This window comes from Shouchella miscanthi (genome assembly GCF_007725405.1).
In the GTDB taxonomy this organism is placed as follows: domain Bacteria; phylum Bacillota; class Bacilli; order Bacillales; family Bacillaceae_D; genus Shouchella; species Shouchella hunanensis.
Genome location: NZ_CP042163.1, coordinates 936,463 through 954,573 on the forward strand (window position 1 = coordinate 936,463; position 18,111 = coordinate 954,573).

Below are 18,111 nucleotides of genomic sequence, written 5' to 3' on the forward strand. Positions count from 1 at the left end.
CCCTATCTAAAAGTAAACAATCATCCTGGTATCCATACTCTCTCTTTCTAATCTATGCAGCTAATCGCTTCATCATTTATAAAATTAAAGTGACGTAAGAGAGTAAGACAATGTATAGTAGTACTGTATTCATGCGAAATGATCGGAGAGGTTAGAATGGAATCTATTATTTCATTTAAAAATGAAAACAATCAGAGTGCATCTGGTTACCCAGCTTTATCAATGACAGTAAAAGGCATATTAGATCGGTTAGAATCTACATACAATGAAACCTATGAGGTATTCACAATAAATGAATATCATTTTGAATTATGGTCTCTATTTGAAGAGGATCTCATGACGAATCATGATCAGTTGGATCATGTAGCGATGATTGTTGAAAAAATGGAGCGTTACTCGTTTACTTATGATTCAGAAGGTGATGAACCAATTTATAAAGTGAAGCAGGCGTTAAGCAATAACGTGTATGCCTATCGCAATCAAGGCATTGCTTTTGCACAAATTCCAATAATGGATGGCGCACATTTAACAAATGTGGAATGTGTTTTTGCTACAAGCTCACTCGCTATGGAACGTTTTTTAGAAACAATAAAAGGACGATTATGGCAAAAGAGTCGTAACGAGCTGCTCATTTTTACAGATGGAATGGATGGTCTTAATCATGAGCATCAACCAATCACAAAGCGAGTAAAGCGGGAAGATGTGTTATTGAAACACGAGATAAAGGAAGAAATTTATCAAATGCTCGATTGTTTCTTTGAAGAAGATCGATCCTTTTTTGAAACCTATCAGATTCCTTATAAACGCGGCATTTTACTTTACGGACCTCCAGGAAATGGAAAAACAACTTTAGCAAAGTCCATTGCTCATACTGTAGATGCCCCAGCTGCTTACTGGCAAATTACAGAGTTCACGTCTAGTGAGTCCATTGCGCAAGTATTTCAAATGGCGAATCGTTTAGCTCCTATTATATTAATTATTGAAGATATCGATTCTATGCCAGATGGAGTTCGTTCCTATTTCCTTAATACTTTAGACGGGGCTACATCTAAAGAAGGCATATTCTTAATTGGGACAACAAATTATCCCGAAGAAATTGATCCGGGATTGATGAATCGCGCTGGCCGATTTGACCGAGGATACGAATTTGCGCTCCCGGATGAATCACTGAGAGAACAGTATGTTCACGAGAAGAAGTTCGACAAACTCTTGTCACCAGAGGAAATTGCTGCAGTGATCAAGCATTCTGAAGGTTTTTCTTTTGCTCAATTAAATGAGCTTTTTGTAAGTTGTGCACTAGAAAGCCACCAAAAAGGAACCGTTGATCTCTACCGTTTGATCAAGCGGATGAAAGAAGATCATAAGAAGAGTAAGACGGGTAAGTGGCAAGAGGAAGATGGTCAATTAGGATTTTATTAAAAGATACAATGCTTTGGCATAAATGAGCCAAAGCATTTTTTTGTTGACATGTCACATTTATGCTGATACGGTTATATACATAACTATATAACCATATATCGATTATGGAGGTGCAAATGAATCATCTAACAAATAGCGATAAACCACTTTATTTGCAAATTAAAGCGTTAATAGAGGACCAAATCGTAAACGACCAACTAAAAGAAGGGATGCAAGCCCCGTCAACCAATCAACTTGTGAAATTTTACGGCTTGAATCACGTTACGGTTGCAAAGGGAGTGAACATGTTAGTCGATGAGAACATTCTTTTCAAAAAGCGAGGCATTGGTATGTTTGTTTCAGAAGGAGCGAAAGAAAAATTGCTTTATAGCCGTAAGTTAGATTTTGTTGATAAATATATTCTTAAAATGGTGCAAGAGGCCAATCGTTTAGGCATTAGTGAAGAAGAAATTATTCAATATGTAAAAGAAATAAAGAAAGAGGAGTTGTGAAAAAATGATTACGATTGAAAACCTTTGCTTCTCTTATGGAAAAACGCAGATCTTAACGAACGTATCTAGCCAGTTCGAAGAGGGGAAAATTTACGGTCTATTGGGAAGAAATGGTGTAGGGAAAACAACGCTTCTTTCTTTGCTGGCAGGTGCTCAAGAAGCAAAAGAAGGTATGATTTTATTTAACGGTAAGCCCCTATTTGAAAACCAAGACGCTATTTCGGGAATAGGATTATTCTATCAGCGAAATGATTTAGATCGCGAAATGGATCACTCAAAAGTAGAGGATTTATTTAAAAAGGCTAAGCAATTTCGTAAACATTTTGACTTGGATTATGCCAATGAACTAGCACAAAAATTCAACTTGAAAACATCAAAACGAATGAACAAATTATCAAAAGGAAATGAAGCCGTTATCCAAGCGATTTTAGGGCTTGCCAGTCGTGTACCTGTTACGATTTTTGATGAAGTCTACCTTGGGATGGATGCGCCTTCACGAACACTTTTTTACAGTGAACTGTTAGACGAACAAGAGCGATTTCCTAGAATGTTTATTGTATCCACTCATCTTGTTTCGGAAATGGAGCATTTGTTTGATGAAGTGAAAATCTTGGAAAATGGTCAATTCTCTCTCGATGAATCCTATCAAACGGCAGTGGAGAAAGGGAATACACTGACAGGAGATGCGGAAGCCGTATCCAATGTGACAAAGGGATTGAAGGTCATAAGGGAACAAGTACTAGGTCCAACAAAAGCCGTTTCTGTCTTTGGGGAATTAGGAGAGCAAGTTCGTGAACAATGTGTTAAGCAAAATATAGCGATTAGTCAAATGCCTTTACAAGATTTATTTATCGCTTTAACTGCAGAAAGAGGGTGACTAGAATGAATCAATTGACAAAAGTCCTTTATCAAGAACAATTTAAGTGGTTTTCATGGTTTTTGCTATTTGTACTATTGTTTCAAGGCGCATTGCTATTTTTAGCTTCTTATTTTGGAGGATCAATCCAGCAGTTCACACTGCTTTCATTTGGACCCTCAAGAATTTTTATGCTCGTTCTTGGGATTATTTCGGCATATGCGTTTTTAGGCTACTATTATCAGCTTGGTCAAACACGAAAAAGGTACTATAGAAGTACACTTGTCGCTGCCATTTTGTTAGCTGGCACAATGGTGATTTCAGTAAAACTGTTCTCTTTAATAGAGGCATTGGTAGTTGGAAATCAAGCATTTATTTCAGATCGAACTGATGGAACAACTATAGTCAATGACAGTCAATCCATTACGATAACAATTGATATTTTTTCAGAGGGGCTCCAATTCATTGACTCAACTGTTTTGTTTATGCTCTTTTTTGTCTTACAGCTCTTGTTGTATTATGGAGTAGGCTGGTTTATCAGTGTAGGCTTTTATCGGTACGGATGGGTCATTGGCTTACTATTTATTGTGCTTGCTATCGGATTCTTAGGGCTGAATCAATTTATGTGGTCTAGTTCTTTAATGGATCACTTGCCTGCTCTTCTACTAGTTGGAACGGTTGTTTTAACGACCATTGTGTTCTACTTTGTTTATCTCATTGTAAAACGCACACCTATTAAATTGAAATAAAGGTAAAGAACCCCCCTTTGTAACGTTTGTTTACAAGGGGGATTGTTATGTGGGTTAAAAAGTGTATGAGAGACAGCTTACTGACAGTGAAAAATGCACCCGTAATGGTCATGAACTGCTAATAAGTGTCTAATGATAACGTCATGTAGTAGCGAGGATGAGATTCTATCTATTGACATGTATACTAGTACCCATATATAATTTAGATTATTCAGGACAAATAGTGAGTTGAATATAATGAAAAGATTATCTGTTGAACGAAAGACGTTAGCTAGTGAGGCCTATCATTACCTTTATAAAGACATTATTACGCTGAAATACAAGCCTGGGCAAATGATTTATGAAAATGACATTGCCAAGGAATTAGGCATTAGTAGGACACCTGTAAGAGAAGCGATTCATTTGCTCGCATCTGAAGAATTTCTTGCTATTAAGCCACAGAAAGGCATTCAAGTTCAATATATTTCAAAGAAAAAAGTACAGGACTCTTATCGCGTTCGAGAGAGTTTAGAAGTGACAGCCTTTAAAGAAGTGGCAACCCTTTGGGATAGTAGCAGTCACATCTATAAAGCTGCCAAAAAAGACTTGATAGCGATCATAGCTGAGCAACGTTATGCTGCTGAAAACGATCAAGTGGATGATTTTTATCAGTACGACGAAGTCTTCCATGACAAGGTGCTGGACATATGTGGGAATCAAACGTTAACAACCATTGTTCGTCAAGTGCGGGGACATGTGAATCGAATGCGTTATCTTGAATTTTTTGAGACGCGAGAAATGGATCGAATTATTGATGACCATGACCAGCTTGTCACATTAATTGAGCAAAACAACGTTTTAGAAGTGGAGAAGCTATTAGTAAACCATTTGCGAAACGTTTCCAATTATTACGATGATATTATGAGGAAATATCCAGACTATTTTAATGCCCAATCATAGTTGGGTTTCCTTTTTACATATACTTGTATACTAGTATTGGATGGTGGTGTAAGAAAATTGAAATTAGCTGTATTTGGATTGAATCATGGTTTTCAATTTGCTGAGGCAATCGTAAAAATGAAAGGGGTTTCTTTAGTTGCGGTAGCTGGCAATGATGCTCTGGCGAAGCAACGTGCAACTTGTTTAAATGTTCCGTTATACGAAGATTATAAATGGTTAATCCAAGAAGAATTGATAGACGGGGCTATCATTACATTACCGAATCAACTACATCATGAAGCTGTAAAGCATTGTGCAGATGCAGGTGTACATTGCCTAGTGGAAAAACCGATAGCTGACTCAACTGATCAAGGTGTTGAAATGGTTCAGTATTGCAAGAAAAAGAAGGTGAAACTGCTAGTAGGCCATCATCGTCGTTATTCGAGCAAAATAAATCTTTTGAAACAAACCCTTCAAAAAAAGAAAATCGGAGACCTTATTGGTGTAAACCTTATGTGGGCATTAGCAAAAGATCGGCCTTACTATGATGAGAAATGGCGATTGAATGAAGGCGGCGGTCCGTTACTAATTAACGGTATACATGATATTGATAATTTACGATATGTTACTGGCGGAGAAGTTGAAAGCGTTTACGCGATGGCTAAAAGTCTAATACGTGGCAACCATGTAGAAGACTCGGTATCGGCCATATTGCATTTACATACAGGTGCGACCGTCAATTACTTTTTAACAGATGGTGTTCCGGCTCCTTGGTCGTATGAGTTTACAATGAGAGAAAATAGCAAATATCCATTTTACAAGGAAGATTGCTATTACTTTTTTGGAACGAAAGGAAGCATCGCCTTTCCTAGCATGCGTACGTATCGATATGATGAGTCAGCGTATGGGTGGGAGCATGCATTAGTTGAAGAAACATTGACAATAGACCAGTGCGTTGATCCTATTGTCGAAGAGCTTAAGCACTTTATCCTTGTTATAAAAGGGATTGAACAAGCGCGGGTTTCTGGTGAAGACGGAGTAAAAACGTTGGAAGTAATTGAAGCAATGCATTTATCGATTAAAGAAGAAAGAAAAGTGAATATCCTTACGAATACGGTAATAAAGTAGTCCGTTAGAAGGGGGAACAGGTATGAAACGTCAATTGTTGTTAGTCAGCTGCTTCATTCCTCTGGCTGCGTGCAGTGTAGCTGGTCATGCTGAAGAGCCAAAGATGATGCGAATTGCCAACACAACACCTGAAGATCGGTCTTTAAGTCAAGCACTCTATCAATTTGCTGACCGCTTAGAGGAAGAAACAGACGGGTCCATTCATGTAGAGGTTTATACAAATAGCCAAATAGGTGGTGATCGAGAGTTATTTGAAGGGATGCAATTTAACACCATTCAAGCAGCAACTATGTCAACGGGTCCAATTGCACAATTTGCACCATTGTTTAATGTGTTAGAGCTACCCTTTTTGTTTGAAAACGAAAGTGAAGCGTATGAATTACTAGATGGTCCAATCGGCGAAGAGCTTTTACTCGAGTTAAAAGCGCAAAAGGTAGTAGGTATTAACTATTTTGAAAACGGATTCAGAGTATTGACGAACAATGTAAAGGAGATTAAGGAGTTAGAAGACGTAAAAGGACTAGACCTTCGTACACTTGAAAATCAGTGGCATATGCAAATTTGGAGTGAGTTAGGTGCTAATCCAACACCGATGAATTATAGCGAATTGTACATTGGCTTAGAGCAAGGGACGATTGCAGGGCAGGAAAATCCAATTGGAAACGTTGTAAACAGTCATTTTTATGAGGTTCAGCAATACTTAACGATGACCAATCATATCTACAATGCCAGCCCTTTTATGGTCAGTGAAGCGTTTTGGGAGATGCTTACGCCTCAAGAAAGACAAGCCATTGAAGAAGTTGCAGACGAAGTACAAACCGCTCAACGTTTAGCAAATCAAGAAGAAGCACGCGTAAGTCGTACTTATCTGGAAGAGAAAGGTATTACGATCTCTGAATTAACAGATAAAGAACGAGAACGTTGGATTGAAGCGAGCCATCCAGTTAGAGAACGGTTTGGAAATCAAGAAGATCATCATGGTTGGGTTCAGCGTATTGAGCAAGCATTACAAGCTGACCGCCAGGAATAGGAGGGGCTATGAAGGTCTTCCGGTTAATTGAGCGTCATGTAGAAGAAGTTCTGTTGGTGATTATTTTATCTACAATGGTGATAGCCATTTTTCTCCAGATTGTTATGCGGTTTGTTTTAGGAACCTCTTTAGGATGGTCAGAGGAATTAGCTCGCTATAGCTTTATTTACCTTGTCTTTATTGGAGTTAGCTATGGTGTCAAACAGGAAAAGCATATAAGGATTGACACGATTTTGTCGTTTTTAAATGAGAAGAAGCAAGTCATCTTAAGCTTCATTGTCTATAGTCTTTTTCTGCTATTCTCTATATTCATCATCGTTTATGGTGGTGCGATGAGTATTGAAATCTTTCGGCTTGGACAAGTGACCCCGGGTCTTGGAATAAAAATGGGGTATGTCTACATGGCAGCGCCCCTAGGCATGGTGTTAACAAGCTTAAGAATTAGTCAAAAGATGAAGGCAGAATTTCAGCATTACTTACATGCTAGACCATACACACTGAATGAGAAAAGGAACCATCAGGAGGTTCACAATGAACAATAGGGGGCAATAATCGTGACGGCAGTGGTTTTATTTGGTAGTTTTGCAAGTTTGCTCGCTTTAAGCGCTCCAATTGGCATTGCACTCATCCTAGCATCTTTACTCGCTTTACTAGTAGCCGGAAATATGCCGTTTGAGTTTGCTATTCAGAGTTTTATTACAGCGATAGACTCATTTCCGATTATGGCTGTACCATTCTTTATTTTGGCTGGAGAACTTATGGCTAAAGGAGGATTGTCACGACGACTATTTGTGCTTGCAAAAACCCTTGTCGGTAACTTTACAGGCGGATTTGCGATGGCTGCAGTCATAACGTGTCTGTTCTTTTCCGCTATTTCTGGTTCTGGACCGGCAACCGTAGCCGCCGTAGGTGGGATTATGATTCCAGCAATGATTGAAATGGGGTATGATAGGCGATTCGCGACAGCCTTGATTGCTGCTGCCGGTGCACTTGGTGTCATATTGCCGCCGAGCATTCCGTTAATTGTCTATGGCGTAACAAGTGGTGTTTCTGTCGGAGATTTGTTTATTGCGGCGGTAATCCCAGGACTTATCGTCACAATTAGTTTATTAATCTACTCGTTTCTCTATGCAAAAGCAAAAGGGTATAAGGGATCAAAGGAAGGCTTCTCTATAAAAGAAGTAGGAAAAGCGTTTTGGGATGCGAAATGGGCGTTGCTCGTCCCATTTATTATACTGGGTGGGATTTATAGTGGCTTTTTTACGCCAACAGAGGCAGCTGCTGTTGCTGTTGTCTATGGCTTATTGGCTGGATTCTTTCTTTACAAAGAATTAAAATGGCACCAACTTTATGATATCTTAAGAAATTCAGCGCTAACAACGGCAACCATACTCTTTATTATAGCTGCAGCGACAGTGTTTGGCCGAGTGATGACAATTGAACAAATGCCAGGCCAAATTGCTTCTAGTATTCTTAGTATTTCAGATAACCAACTAATAATTATTCTGTTAATTACAGCGATGTTGTTAGTAGTTGGAACCGTAATGGATACAACAGCTGCGATCATCATATTTACACCTCTTCTTGTGCCAGTAGGTATGGAGCTAGGTTATGATCCGATTCATTTCGCCATGCTCGTTGTTTTAAATCTGGCAATTGGCTTTATTACTCCGCCAATCGGTGTCAATCTTTTTGTAGCGTCGAGTATCTCAAACCTTTCAATTGTCACGCTATCAAAAGCGGCGCTACCTTTTGTCTGTATTTTAATTTTCAATTTATTGCTTGTTATTTTCATACCGCAGCTCTCGTTGTTTTTACTCGGTCGATAGTGGATCAAAAAGAAGAAGGTATGATACACTTATACTTGTATACAAGTATAATCTAAAAATTTAGTTAAAAGGTTGTGTGGATATGGCAGGACGGAGCGCATTAGAAACGTATAAAAAAGGCGGCGCTTGGTGGGAAACGGAGATTAGCGATAGTAAGAAAAACGAAATTATCATTAGAGGAAAGAGAGTAGAAGACTTAATTGGAAACGTGACATACAGCCAAATGCTCTATTTTCTTTTAGTCGGTGAAGAGTTAAACGAACGTAAAGCAGCATTATTTGAAAGCGTTCTTGTCGCAGGCTCTGATCATGGTCCGCGTGCGCCATCCATTGCAGCAGCGAGAATGGCAGCTACATGTGGCGTTACGTTTAATTCAGCAGTTGCAACTGGGATAAATATGCTAGGAGATGTACATGGTGGTGCGGTGGAAGATTCTATGGCCATCTTATATGCCACGAAGGAGGCGATTAACGAAGGACGGGGGAGCGTTACCGAACAGCTAGATCGTCTTTTACAAGCAGGAAAAAAACTACCAGGCTTTGGCCATCAATTGCATGATGATGATCCGAGGGTGAAGCGACTTTATGAATTATCTCAATTACTGATTGAGGAAGGTGACATTTCAGGGGTGTATTTACGCTTGTTAGAAGACTTCCGTCTACACATTTCTGATCGAAAGAAACGTAGCTTCACTATTAACGTTGATGGTATTTCAGCAGCCATTCAGTGTGAGCTAGGCATACCAGCTGAAGCAGCGAAAGGAATTTTTGCTTTATCAAGAGGTATGGGTATTGTTGCTCATGCGTACGAGGAGTTACAAAACGGGACGTTAATAAAAGGACCGTGTCCAAATGAAGAAACGCTTGTACGCTATACAGGAAAGAGCGTAAGGGAGGAAGGAGAATGATAGCAGTGAAATCCGCACAGTCGTTTATAGATGGACAATGGGGTGCAATCGAAGAAGGGCAAGGTTTAGAAGTAAGAAGCCCTTATTCAAATGAAGTAATTGGCTATCAATATGAAACAAATGAACAAGGTGTAGAAGAAGCGTTGGCATCGGCATTTCGATATAAAAAAGAGTTGGAAAAACTAGAAGCGATTGATCGCTCTGCCATTCTTTATAAAGCGGCAATGTTAATGGAAGAGCGTCAAGAAGCGTTTGCCCAATTAATTTCTTTAGAAGTAGGAAAAGCGTTAAAAAATACCCGAGATGAAGTGGGGCGTTCAATAGAAACCCTCATTCAGTCAGCAGAAGAAGCAAAGCGCCAGTTTGGTGAAACAATTCCAGGTGGCGCATCTTCAAGAGGGAAAGGTTCGACTGCACTTACATTTCGTGTGCCAGTTGGTGTGATAGCAGCGATTACGCCATTTAACGCACCGTTAAATTTAATTTGCCATAAAATTGGTCCAAGCTTTGCTGCAGGGAACGTAACCGTATTAAAACCTGCACCACAAGCACCTTTTATTGCGAAAGCACTTGTAGAGCTATTAATTGAAGCTGGTATGCCGGCAAAAGCTATTCAAATGGTGCTCGGTGGGAGAGAAGTAGGCGGAAAAATTGTTGCCGACTCACGAACAAATCTTGTTTCTTTCACAGGTGGTGTGCCTGCAGGCCAACAAATTAGTAAGCTAGCTGGGATGAAAAAAGTGTTATTAGAGCTTGGTGGAAACGCTGGCACGATTGTCCATGAAGATGCGGATATAGAGCGGGCAGCAACGCTTGCAACAAAAACCGCTTTCAGTAACTCAGGTCAAAGTTGTATTTCTGTGCAGCGTGTCTATGTGCATGAATCGGTCTTTCAGGAATTTAGCGCAAAGGTAAAAGAAAAAACAGAAGCTCTTCATGTAGGAGATCCTCGTGATGAGGCAACGGATATCGGCTGTGTAGTATCAAAGGAAGCAGCTGAACGTATCACGAGCTGGATAGAAGAGGCTGCTGCTGACGGTGCGAATATTCTCTGCGGTGGGTCTGCAAATGGAGCACAGGTACAACCGACGATTCTTGTCAATCCAAAGAAAGAAAGCAAAGTGGTTTGCCAAGAAGTCTTTGGTCCGGTGGTTAGTTTAATTCCTTATCGTGACGTAGAGTGGGCCATTCATGAGGTTAATGAGTCAGCGTTCGGTTTGCAAGCAGGTGTGTTTACGCAGTCATTAACGGTTGTAAGAAAAGTTGTTCAAACCCTCGATATGGGAGGGATCGTTGTAAATGGAACCTCAAATTTCCGTTTGGATCATTGGCCGTATGGAGGCGTCAAGCAGAGTGGAATCGGTCGGGAAGGTCCCCGCTTTGCTATTGAAGAAATGAGCGAAACGAAGATGGTTGTTCTACAAGATTTTTTGACACTATAAGGAGAGATGTACGGTGAAAGAGATCTACTTAGATCAACCACAAGTGATGCACGTTCGCGAGGCTTCACCGCTTCCGTTATTGCAAGATGAGGAAGTCAGAATAAAACTGCTTTATGGCGGCATTTGTGGATCAGATCTGTCTGTTTTTAAAGGCAGATTACCACACGCCCAGTATCCGTTACGTCCTGGCCATGAGGTAGTTGGTGAAGTAATAGATAGTCGAGCAAGCCACATAAAAGAAGGTAGTCGTGTCGTGATTACACCAAACACGTTTTGCGGAAAGTGTGAGTTTTGTTTAAAAGGAAAGCCGAATATTTGTCTAGAGAAACAGTCAATCGGCATTACATGTGATGGAGGATTTGCCGAGGAGATCCATATTCATTCTCGTTATTGCCTGCCAATACCTGATGAATTATCAAATGAAGCCGCTGTTCTAATCGAACCATTATCCGTCATTGTCCATGGTATGAAACAAATTACGATTAAGCCAGGTATGAGCGTATTAGTTGTTGGGTGTGGTACGGAAGGGTTACTTGCGGCTGCATTAGCCAGATATGTTGGTGCTGAAGTGACAGCAATTGATATTAATGCAAGCAAATTAGCTATGTTAAAAAGCTTTCATGATATGACGTTAGGCCATCCAATGGATATAGCAGGCAAACAATTTGATGTTGTCATTGAAGCCGCTGGAACGAAACATTCAGTAGAATCGTGTTTTTCTCAATTGAAGCCAGGAGGAGAGCTATTGCTTATTGGCATTACGCCAGAAGCAACAATTCCAGTAGCACAAGTTGTGAGAAAAGAGCAAAAAATAGTCGGAAGCATTATTTATGAGTTTCCGGCTGATTTCCAAACTAGCGTTACGTATCTTCTGGACGAACAGTTTGATCCAACGGTCTTTATATCAAAAATAAAACCGTTTTATGAATATGAAGAAGCGTATCAAATGGCGTTAAGCGGGAATTACGCCAAAATCGTATTACAATTTAAAGGAGCTGCTGTCTCATGAAGAAACTAGTATCTGAACAACTTGTAAAGTATCTAGAGAGTCGTGGAGTAGAGTACGTATTTGGCTTATGTGGACATACGAATATTGCCGTTTTAGCTGAACTTGATAAAAGTCCGATTACATTTATTAATGTACGTCACGAACAAATTGCGTCTCACGCAGCTGATGGTTACGCACGAGCAAAGCGGAAAACATCTGTGGTTCTTAGTCACTTAGGTCCGGGTTTAACTAATGCGGCTACAGGTGTAGCCAATGCAGCCCTCGATTCTATTCCAATGGTCGTTATTGCAGGAGATGTGCCTAGTCATTATTATGGCAAGCATCCACATCAAGAGGTGAATATGCATGCCGATGGCGCGCAGTGGGAGATTTATCGACCGTTCGTCAAGCGTGCATGGCGTGTGGATCGGGAAGACTTATTCCCGGAAATTATCCAAAAAGCATTCCAACTAGCAGAGAGTGGCCGACCTGGGCCTGTTCTTGTATCGGTACCGATGGACATCTTCTCAAAAGAAGTAGATGAAGAGAAATTTGCTCTTTTACATCATCACACGCAAGTAGTTGAGAAACCTTCATTAGATGAAGAAACGGCTGAACGCATTGTTGAAACCTTAGCAAATGCAGAACGTCCTGTTATTTATGCAGGCGGAGGCGTTATCCTATCCCGTGCAGAAGAAGAGTTAAGGAAATTTGTTGATCATATGAATATTCCGGTTGCCCACTCGTTAATGGGAAAAGGTGTTTTACCGGATGACCATCCGTTAACAGTCGGGATGACAGGTTTCTGGGGAACGAAATTTATTAATGATCAAACAAAGAATGCGGATTATTTATTCGGTGTGGGGACACGTTTTTCAGAAGCAGATTCAAGCTCTTGGTATCAGAACGTCACGTTTAATTTTCCAAAAACAAAACTAATTCATATCGATATTGATCCAAGTGAGATTGGTCGAAACTATCCAGTAGAAATTGGTGCAGTAGCAGATTTGAAGCGCGCGCTTGTTGCTTTGAATCGAGTTGCGAAACGATTGTATCCAAATGGAATTGACCGCAATGAGAAGTTAAAAGAAGACATTCAAGAATATCGAAAGTCATTACGCGCTTCGATTCAGGAAAATGTAACGAGCGAAGCTTTCCCAATGAAACCTGAACGAATTTTAGCGGATGTACGTGAAGTGTTACCACGAGATGCCTATATTACAACTGACGTTGGCTGGAATAAAAATGGTGTTGGACAGCAGTTTCCAATTTATACACCAGGTTCCATTCTAACACCAGGTGGCTATGCAACAATGGGATTTGGATCTGCCGCCGCACTAGGAGCTAAACTTGCACAACCAAATAAAGTAGTTGTTTCCCTTATTGGCGATGGTGGGTTTGGTCAAAATCCGTCTGTGCTTGCGACTGCTGTAGAAGAAAAGATTCCAGTTGTATGGGTTGTCATGAATAATAGCGCATACGGAACGATTGCTGGTTTAGAGATGGCGCATTACGACACAACCTATGGCACATTGTTTAAGAAAGACGGTGAGAGCTACTCACCTAATTTTGCCGAAATAGCAAAAGGCTTTGGTGTAAAAGGCGTTAAAATTACGTCTGCTGCTGAATTTAAGCATGAACTGAAGGCAGCAATTGAAGCAAACGAACCAGTCGTTCTTGATGTAGCAATGCGAAACGAGCCCGTACCAACCGATGGGCAATGGAACATTAATGATATTTACTCACCTGATAGTGAAAAGTCCCACGTAAGTATTCCATAAAAAAGAGATAGGGGAGTGTATGAGAATGAAAACACCATTAGAGGGCGTTAAAGTGCTTGACGTCTCCACAATGATTGCTGCTCCTTATGGAACCGCGCTACTTGGAGACTTCGGAGCTGATGTGTTGAAAGTGGAGATTCCAGGCAGAGGAGATACGTCTAGAAGTGTCGGACCCTTTAAGGAAGATGAACCGCTTCGCTGGCCTGGTCTGTCACGCAATAAGAAATCGTTAACCCTTGATCTTCATCAAGAAGAAGGGGTGACGATATTAAAGAAGTTGGCTACTACTCATGATATTCTCGTTGAAAATTTTCGGCCGGGGACATTAGAGAAATGGGGAGTTGGCTATGATGTATTGAAGGAATTAAACCCAAACTTAATTATGATTCGGGTTTCTGGGTATGGGCAAACAGGTCCTTATAAAAGTAAAGCTGGATTTGGAACACCGGCAACGGCGTTTAGCGGGTATACGTATTTGCAAGGATTCACGGATCGCCATCCAGTTAGTCCTCCTTTCTCATTAACCGATTACATTTGCGGAATATACGTAGCGTTTGCTGCGGTAACAGCTCTTTATCACCGTGATGCCCAAGAAGATGGGGAAGGACAAATGGTTGATATTGCGCTTTATGAGACCGTTTTTCGGATGATGGAATTTCTTGTAGCAGAATATGACCAGCTAGAGAAAGTACGTGAACGTGCACCTGGATTGGCAGGTCATTCTTCCCCCTCTGGAACGTTCCAAACGAAGGACGGTCATTGGGTTGTTCTCGTAACAAGTACAGATACAACGTTTAATCGTTTAGCAAAAGCGATGGATCGTGAAGATATGCTAACAGACCCGCGTTATCATACGAATGCGCGTAGACTAGAACATAACGATGAAACGAACGGGATTGTGGAGAAATGGATTCAAGCGCAGGAGCGAGAATACCTGCTTGAAAAACTGGACCATTTCGGTGTTCCAATAAGTCCTGTTATGAGCATTGCTGATATTTTTGTAAATGAACAGTATAAAGCGAGAGAGAACATTGTCGAAGTAAAGCATCCTCGTTTAGGTTCAATTAAAGTGCCAGGAATTGTACCGAAGTTTGAAAAAACACCAGGGAGTATTCGTTCCATTGCACCAGACCTTGGTGAAAATAATGAAAGTGTTTTAATGGAGCTTGGCTTCTCTAAAGAAGACATTAAAACGTTTGAACAAAACAACGTTATTTAACGAACGGCAGAAAGGACTATAGCGAGAGCCTTTTTTGAGTAAAGTGTACTCGCTAGTCATTCAAGCGCTTACGAAAAAAAAGAGAAGCCTCCTTGGGGCTTCTCCTGTTTTGTTATTTTTTTTCAACGCCGCACCAGTTGGCTAAAAAAGTGGCATACACTTTTGTAACATCCTTTATGCTGTTTAAATCAACCCATTCATTGACTTCGTGGAGTTGACCGCCAACCGGGCCGTAACAAATTGTATCGATGTCATAATAGAGTTGAAAGTGGCGTGCATCTGTTGTAGACGGAAGTGTACGTCGTGTCGGTTTCGTTTTTGTCACACGTTCGTGAGCGGCATCTAGTTCTTGAAACAATGGAGAGGTGTCATCACTTAACGTACCTTCGGCATGAAAGCCGTAGAACTCAATAGTTGGTGGATTCTCTTTGAACCACATGTCATTTTTCGTCTCTTGCTTAATCCAGTCAAGTAATTCTTGTTTTCGTTCACTAATCTGTTCCCCAGGTAATAAAGCGACGCGTCCTTCTATCGTTGCATGCACCGGTTCATTCGAAGCGAAATCACCTGCTGTTACTTTGCCGATATTTAAATCAATTGGGTTGTCTTGATCAGAAAAGGCAAGATGAGAACGAGTTTGGTTCAGGTAGCGTTCAAATGCCATTAGTGAAGAGGTAATGGTATGAAGTTTTTCAATGACGTTTGTTTGTGTTTGCTTGTAGTCATCTTTTTTTATGGTACGTAAAGAAATTTCAAACCAAAGCGCACCAACTTGACCAACCGATGCCTGTAAGCCAAATGGTTCTGGGATAAGCGCTGCATCGGCAGTATAGCCAGCTTCAAGCGCTGCTAAAGCGCCATTTCCTGTACGTTCTTCATCAGGAACCACTTGGATCATAAAGTCATTTTTAGGTACGTAGCCACATTCAATAATAGCCCGATAGGCAAAAATCATAGCGGCAATACCACCTTTCATGTCTGCACTTCCCCGACCGTAAAGCCGACCGTCTTTTTCAAGTGGTTCCCAAGGTGAAGAATCCCACTCTGTGGCAGGTTCAGCACTAACAACATCGGCATGCCCTTGGAAAATGAGCGTTTTCCCTTCTGAGGGATTAATACCTTTATGCGTTCCGATCACAATGTCACTGTACTCATATGTCCACTTTGGTGGGGAGAAGCCGGGATGTTTTTCAATCTGCTGAATCGCTGGCGTGAACCGATCGACCTGTAATTTTAATTTCGTTGTTAAATAATCCGCTAAAAACAGCTGTAAGCGGTGTTCTTTTCCACTTAAAGAAGGGAAGCGAATCATTGTTTTTAAAAATTCAAGCTCTTCTTGCCATAACTCCTCTACTTTGCGGCTAAGTTGTTCGTGTAATAAACGCGAATCGACCATTTTAATTAATATCCCCTTTATATATAAACGTTATCATTTTCTTAATACGCGTAATAAAAAAACTTGCCAGCTCATTCATTCGCTTGGCAAGTTAATAAAGCAATTATGATGTGCGTTTTAATTGTAACACGCGGAAGCTTTCTTGTTCTAATGAGAAGGTAGGGGAAATGGTCGTTTCACTAAAAAGATCAATCCATTGCTCTTGGTTTTCTTTAGGAAGGGTAATCGATTTGGTTTCTAAACTACGATTGAACACGAAATATAAGGTTTCATCGGCTGTTGACGTTTGATAGTGAAGAACTGCTGGATCTTCCGAATGAAGAAAGCTAAGCTCGTCATACGTACCAAACGCAGAATGGCGTTTTCTTAATGCAATAAGTTGCGTTAAAAAAGCAAGCATGTCTTTGTCTTGCTTTGTTTCATCCCAAATCATGCAAGCCCGACAGCCTGGGTCGTTTTCTCCAGCCATGCCAATCTCATCTCCGTAGTAGATACAGGGGGATCCAGGAAATGAAAATAGCAGAGTATATTGTAGCTTCACTAACGCTTTATTTTCATTGCTTGTCGTTAAGACTCTAGCTGTATCATGACTGTCCAGCATATTGAATTGAACGGCGTTGACGGAAGCCGGATAGCTCATTACATGTTTGGTTAATGCAATTTGTGCGTCTTGACTCGACTGTTGATGTAAAGCATATCCCTGTATGGCGTCGGTTAAAGGATAGTTCATGACCGCATCAAATTGATCCCCTTGCAACCATGGACTTGATTGATGCCAAATTTCCCCGAGAATGTAAACGTCCTGTTTCAAGTTCTTAACTTCGTTTCGAAACGAACGCCAAAAGTCATGATCAACTTCATTGGCAACATCAAGTCTCCATCCATCAATATCAAACTCTTCAACCCAATACTTTGCTACTTTCAAGAGATATTGTCGCACTTCTGGGTGTTTCGTGTTTAATTTAGGCATAGAGGACACGAACGCAAATGTCTCATAGTTAGGACGGTCTCCTTCTGGTTGAAGTGGGAGCTCAAAAGGATGGAACCAGTCTTTGTAGCGAGAGTTTTCCCCGTGCTGTAGCACATCTTGAAATGATGCAAAATAATACCCACTGTGATTAAAAACGGCATCAAGCATCACGCGAATGCCTCGCTTATGACTTTCTTGAATAAGCGTGCGGAGCGTGTCTTCATCTCCAAAATGGGGGTCAACAGATAAGTAATCGATTGTATCATATTTATGATTTGAAAACGCTTCAAAAATAGGTGTGAAATAAATGCCAGTAATGCCTAGTTGTTGTAAGTAATCTAAATGCTGAATAACACCTTCTAAGTCACCGCCAAAGAAGGAGTCTGGTGTTGGTGATTCACTCCCCCATGGTAACGTCGTATCTGGGTTTCTAGACGCATCTCCATTAGCGAAACGTTCAGGGAATATTTGATACCAGACTGTGTTTTTTACCCATGTAGGTGGTGAAAAGACTTCTGTTTCATGTGCGTAAGGAAGGCAAAAGTAAGCAGAAATCTCGGCAGGTCGCTCAGTATAAAAGCCACGTTCTGTATAGAAGAAAGCCTCTGTCGTTGTTTCAATTTTAAATCCGTAGCGCATGCGGGAATACGGCATGGAAACGCTAGTAGACCAGTAATCATAAAGGTCATCGGTTTGAAGAAGCTTCATTTCTGTATGCGTTGCTTGCCAGCTACCGTCTTTCCAATTGTAAGGATCTCCGTGAATGACGGTTACGTTTACGCCTTCCCCTTTTGGTACTTGTATTCGAATAATCGCTTCATGAGAGGACGTTAAATAAAGGTGATGATGTTGTTGTGTATGAATAATGCCAGCTCGATTCATCGTATACCTCCTATTTGGTTTTAGTAAATCATATAGTTGGTTTAGGATATGTGTCAATCCTTTTTGCAAACGATTTCCTATTAGAAAATTTAATTATTGCCTATTG

Annotated in this window: 16 protein-coding genes; 14 read left to right on the plus strand and 2 right to left on the minus strand. The window is 40.6% G+C overall.

What is annotated here, in order from left to right:
- Positions 1–156: 156 nt before the first annotated feature.
- The 14 genes from FPV17_RS04465 (at position 157) to FPV17_RS04530 (ending at position 14,757) form a co-directional block, all read left to right on the plus strand.
- Positions 157–1,419, plus strand: coding sequence for an AAA family ATPase (locus tag FPV17_RS04465; protein ID WP_144558279.1), 1,263 nt, complete (start codon positions 157–159; stop codon positions 1,417–1,419).
- A gap of 116 nt (positions 1,420–1,535) precedes the next feature.
- A complete protein-coding gene (locus FPV17_RS04470; protein ID WP_035393062.1) occupies positions 1,536–1,910 on the plus strand; it encodes a GntR family transcriptional regulator in 375 nt (124 codons plus the stop codon).
- 4 nt (positions 1,911–1,914) lie between these two features.
- Positions 1,915–2,787: an ATP-binding cassette domain-containing protein gene (locus tag FPV17_RS04475; protein ID WP_060704877.1), complete on the plus strand. Its 873-nt coding sequence runs from the start codon at positions 1,915–1,917 to the stop codon at positions 2,785–2,787.
- 5 nt (positions 2,788–2,792) lie between these two features.
- Entirely contained in the window at positions 2,793–3,515 is a 723-nt protein-coding gene (locus FPV17_RS04480) for an LTA synthase family protein (protein ID WP_144558281.1), read from the plus strand.
- Between the two features lie 237 nt (positions 3,516–3,752).
- Positions 3,753–4,454, plus strand: coding sequence for a GntR family transcriptional regulator (locus FPV17_RS04485; RefSeq protein WP_144558283.1), 702 nt, complete (start codon positions 3,753–3,755; stop codon positions 4,452–4,454).
- 57 nt (positions 4,455–4,511) lie between these two features.
- On the plus strand, positions 4,512–5,561 hold the full coding sequence (locus FPV17_RS04490; RefSeq protein WP_186370733.1) for a Gfo/Idh/MocA family protein: 1,050 nt from the start codon (positions 4,512–4,514) through the stop codon (positions 5,559–5,561).
- A 22-nt stretch (positions 5,562–5,583) separates the two neighbouring features.
- The gene (locus tag FPV17_RS04495; protein ID WP_144558287.1) at positions 5,584–6,591 is read left to right on the plus strand and encodes a TRAP transporter substrate-binding protein; all 1,008 of its coding nucleotides are present in this window, start codon (positions 5,584–5,586) and stop codon (positions 6,589–6,591) included.
- 8 nt (positions 6,592–6,599) lie between these two features.
- The gene (locus FPV17_RS04500; RefSeq protein WP_144558289.1) at positions 6,600–7,133 is read left to right on the plus strand and encodes a TRAP transporter small permease; all 534 of its coding nucleotides are present in this window, start codon (positions 6,600–6,602) and stop codon (positions 7,131–7,133) included.
- A gap of 12 nt (positions 7,134–7,145) precedes the next feature.
- The gene (locus tag FPV17_RS04505; RefSeq protein ID WP_035393056.1) at positions 7,146–8,420 is read left to right on the plus strand and encodes a TRAP transporter large permease; all 1,275 of its coding nucleotides are present in this window, start codon (positions 7,146–7,148) and stop codon (positions 8,418–8,420) included.
- Positions 8,421–8,502: 82 nt separating this feature from the next.
- Positions 8,503–9,327, plus strand: coding sequence for a citryl-CoA lyase (locus FPV17_RS04510; protein WP_035393055.1), 825 nt, complete (start codon positions 8,503–8,505; stop codon positions 9,325–9,327).
- Complete coding sequence (locus tag FPV17_RS04515; RefSeq protein ID WP_144558291.1) at positions 9,324–10,769, plus strand: aldehyde dehydrogenase family protein; 1,446 nt, start codon at positions 9,324–9,326, stop codon at positions 10,767–10,769. Before FPV17_RS04510 ends, FPV17_RS04515 begins: the two co-directional genes overlap by 4 nt.
- Before the next feature lie 13 nt (positions 10,770–10,782).
- Positions 10,783–11,778 carry a zinc-dependent alcohol dehydrogenase gene (locus FPV17_RS04520; protein WP_144558294.1) on the plus strand — a complete coding sequence of 332 codons (996 nt, stop codon included), beginning with the start codon at positions 10,783–10,785 and terminating at the stop codon, positions 11,776–11,778.
- On the plus strand, positions 11,775–13,538 hold the full coding sequence (locus tag FPV17_RS04525) for a thiamine pyrophosphate-binding protein (protein WP_144558296.1): 1,764 nt from the start codon (positions 11,775–11,777) through the stop codon (positions 13,536–13,538). Before FPV17_RS04520 ends, FPV17_RS04525 begins: the two co-directional genes overlap by 4 nt.
- A 19-nt stretch (positions 13,539–13,557) precedes the next feature.
- The gene (locus FPV17_RS04530; protein WP_144558298.1) at positions 13,558–14,757 is read left to right on the plus strand and encodes a CaiB/BaiF CoA transferase family protein; all 1,200 of its coding nucleotides are present in this window, start codon (positions 13,558–13,560) and stop codon (positions 14,755–14,757) included.
- 112 nt (positions 14,758–14,869) lie between these two features.
- Here FPV17_RS04530 and FPV17_RS04535 read toward each other — a convergent pair whose 3' ends face one another.
- Together FPV17_RS04535 and FPV17_RS04540 are read right to left on the minus strand one after the other, a co-directional pair.
- Positions 14,870–16,153 (minus strand): ArgE/DapE family deacylase, encoded by a 1,284-nt coding sequence (locus FPV17_RS04535; protein ID WP_144558300.1) that lies wholly within the window; start codon positions 16,151–16,153, stop codon positions 14,870–14,872.
- Positions 16,154–16,256: 103 nt separating this feature from the next.
- Positions 16,257–18,005, minus strand: a complete 1,749-nt coding sequence (locus FPV17_RS04540; RefSeq protein WP_144558301.1) for an alpha-glycosidase — start codon at positions 18,003–18,005, stop codon at positions 16,257–16,259.
- Between the last annotated feature and the right edge of the window lie 106 nt (positions 18,006–18,111).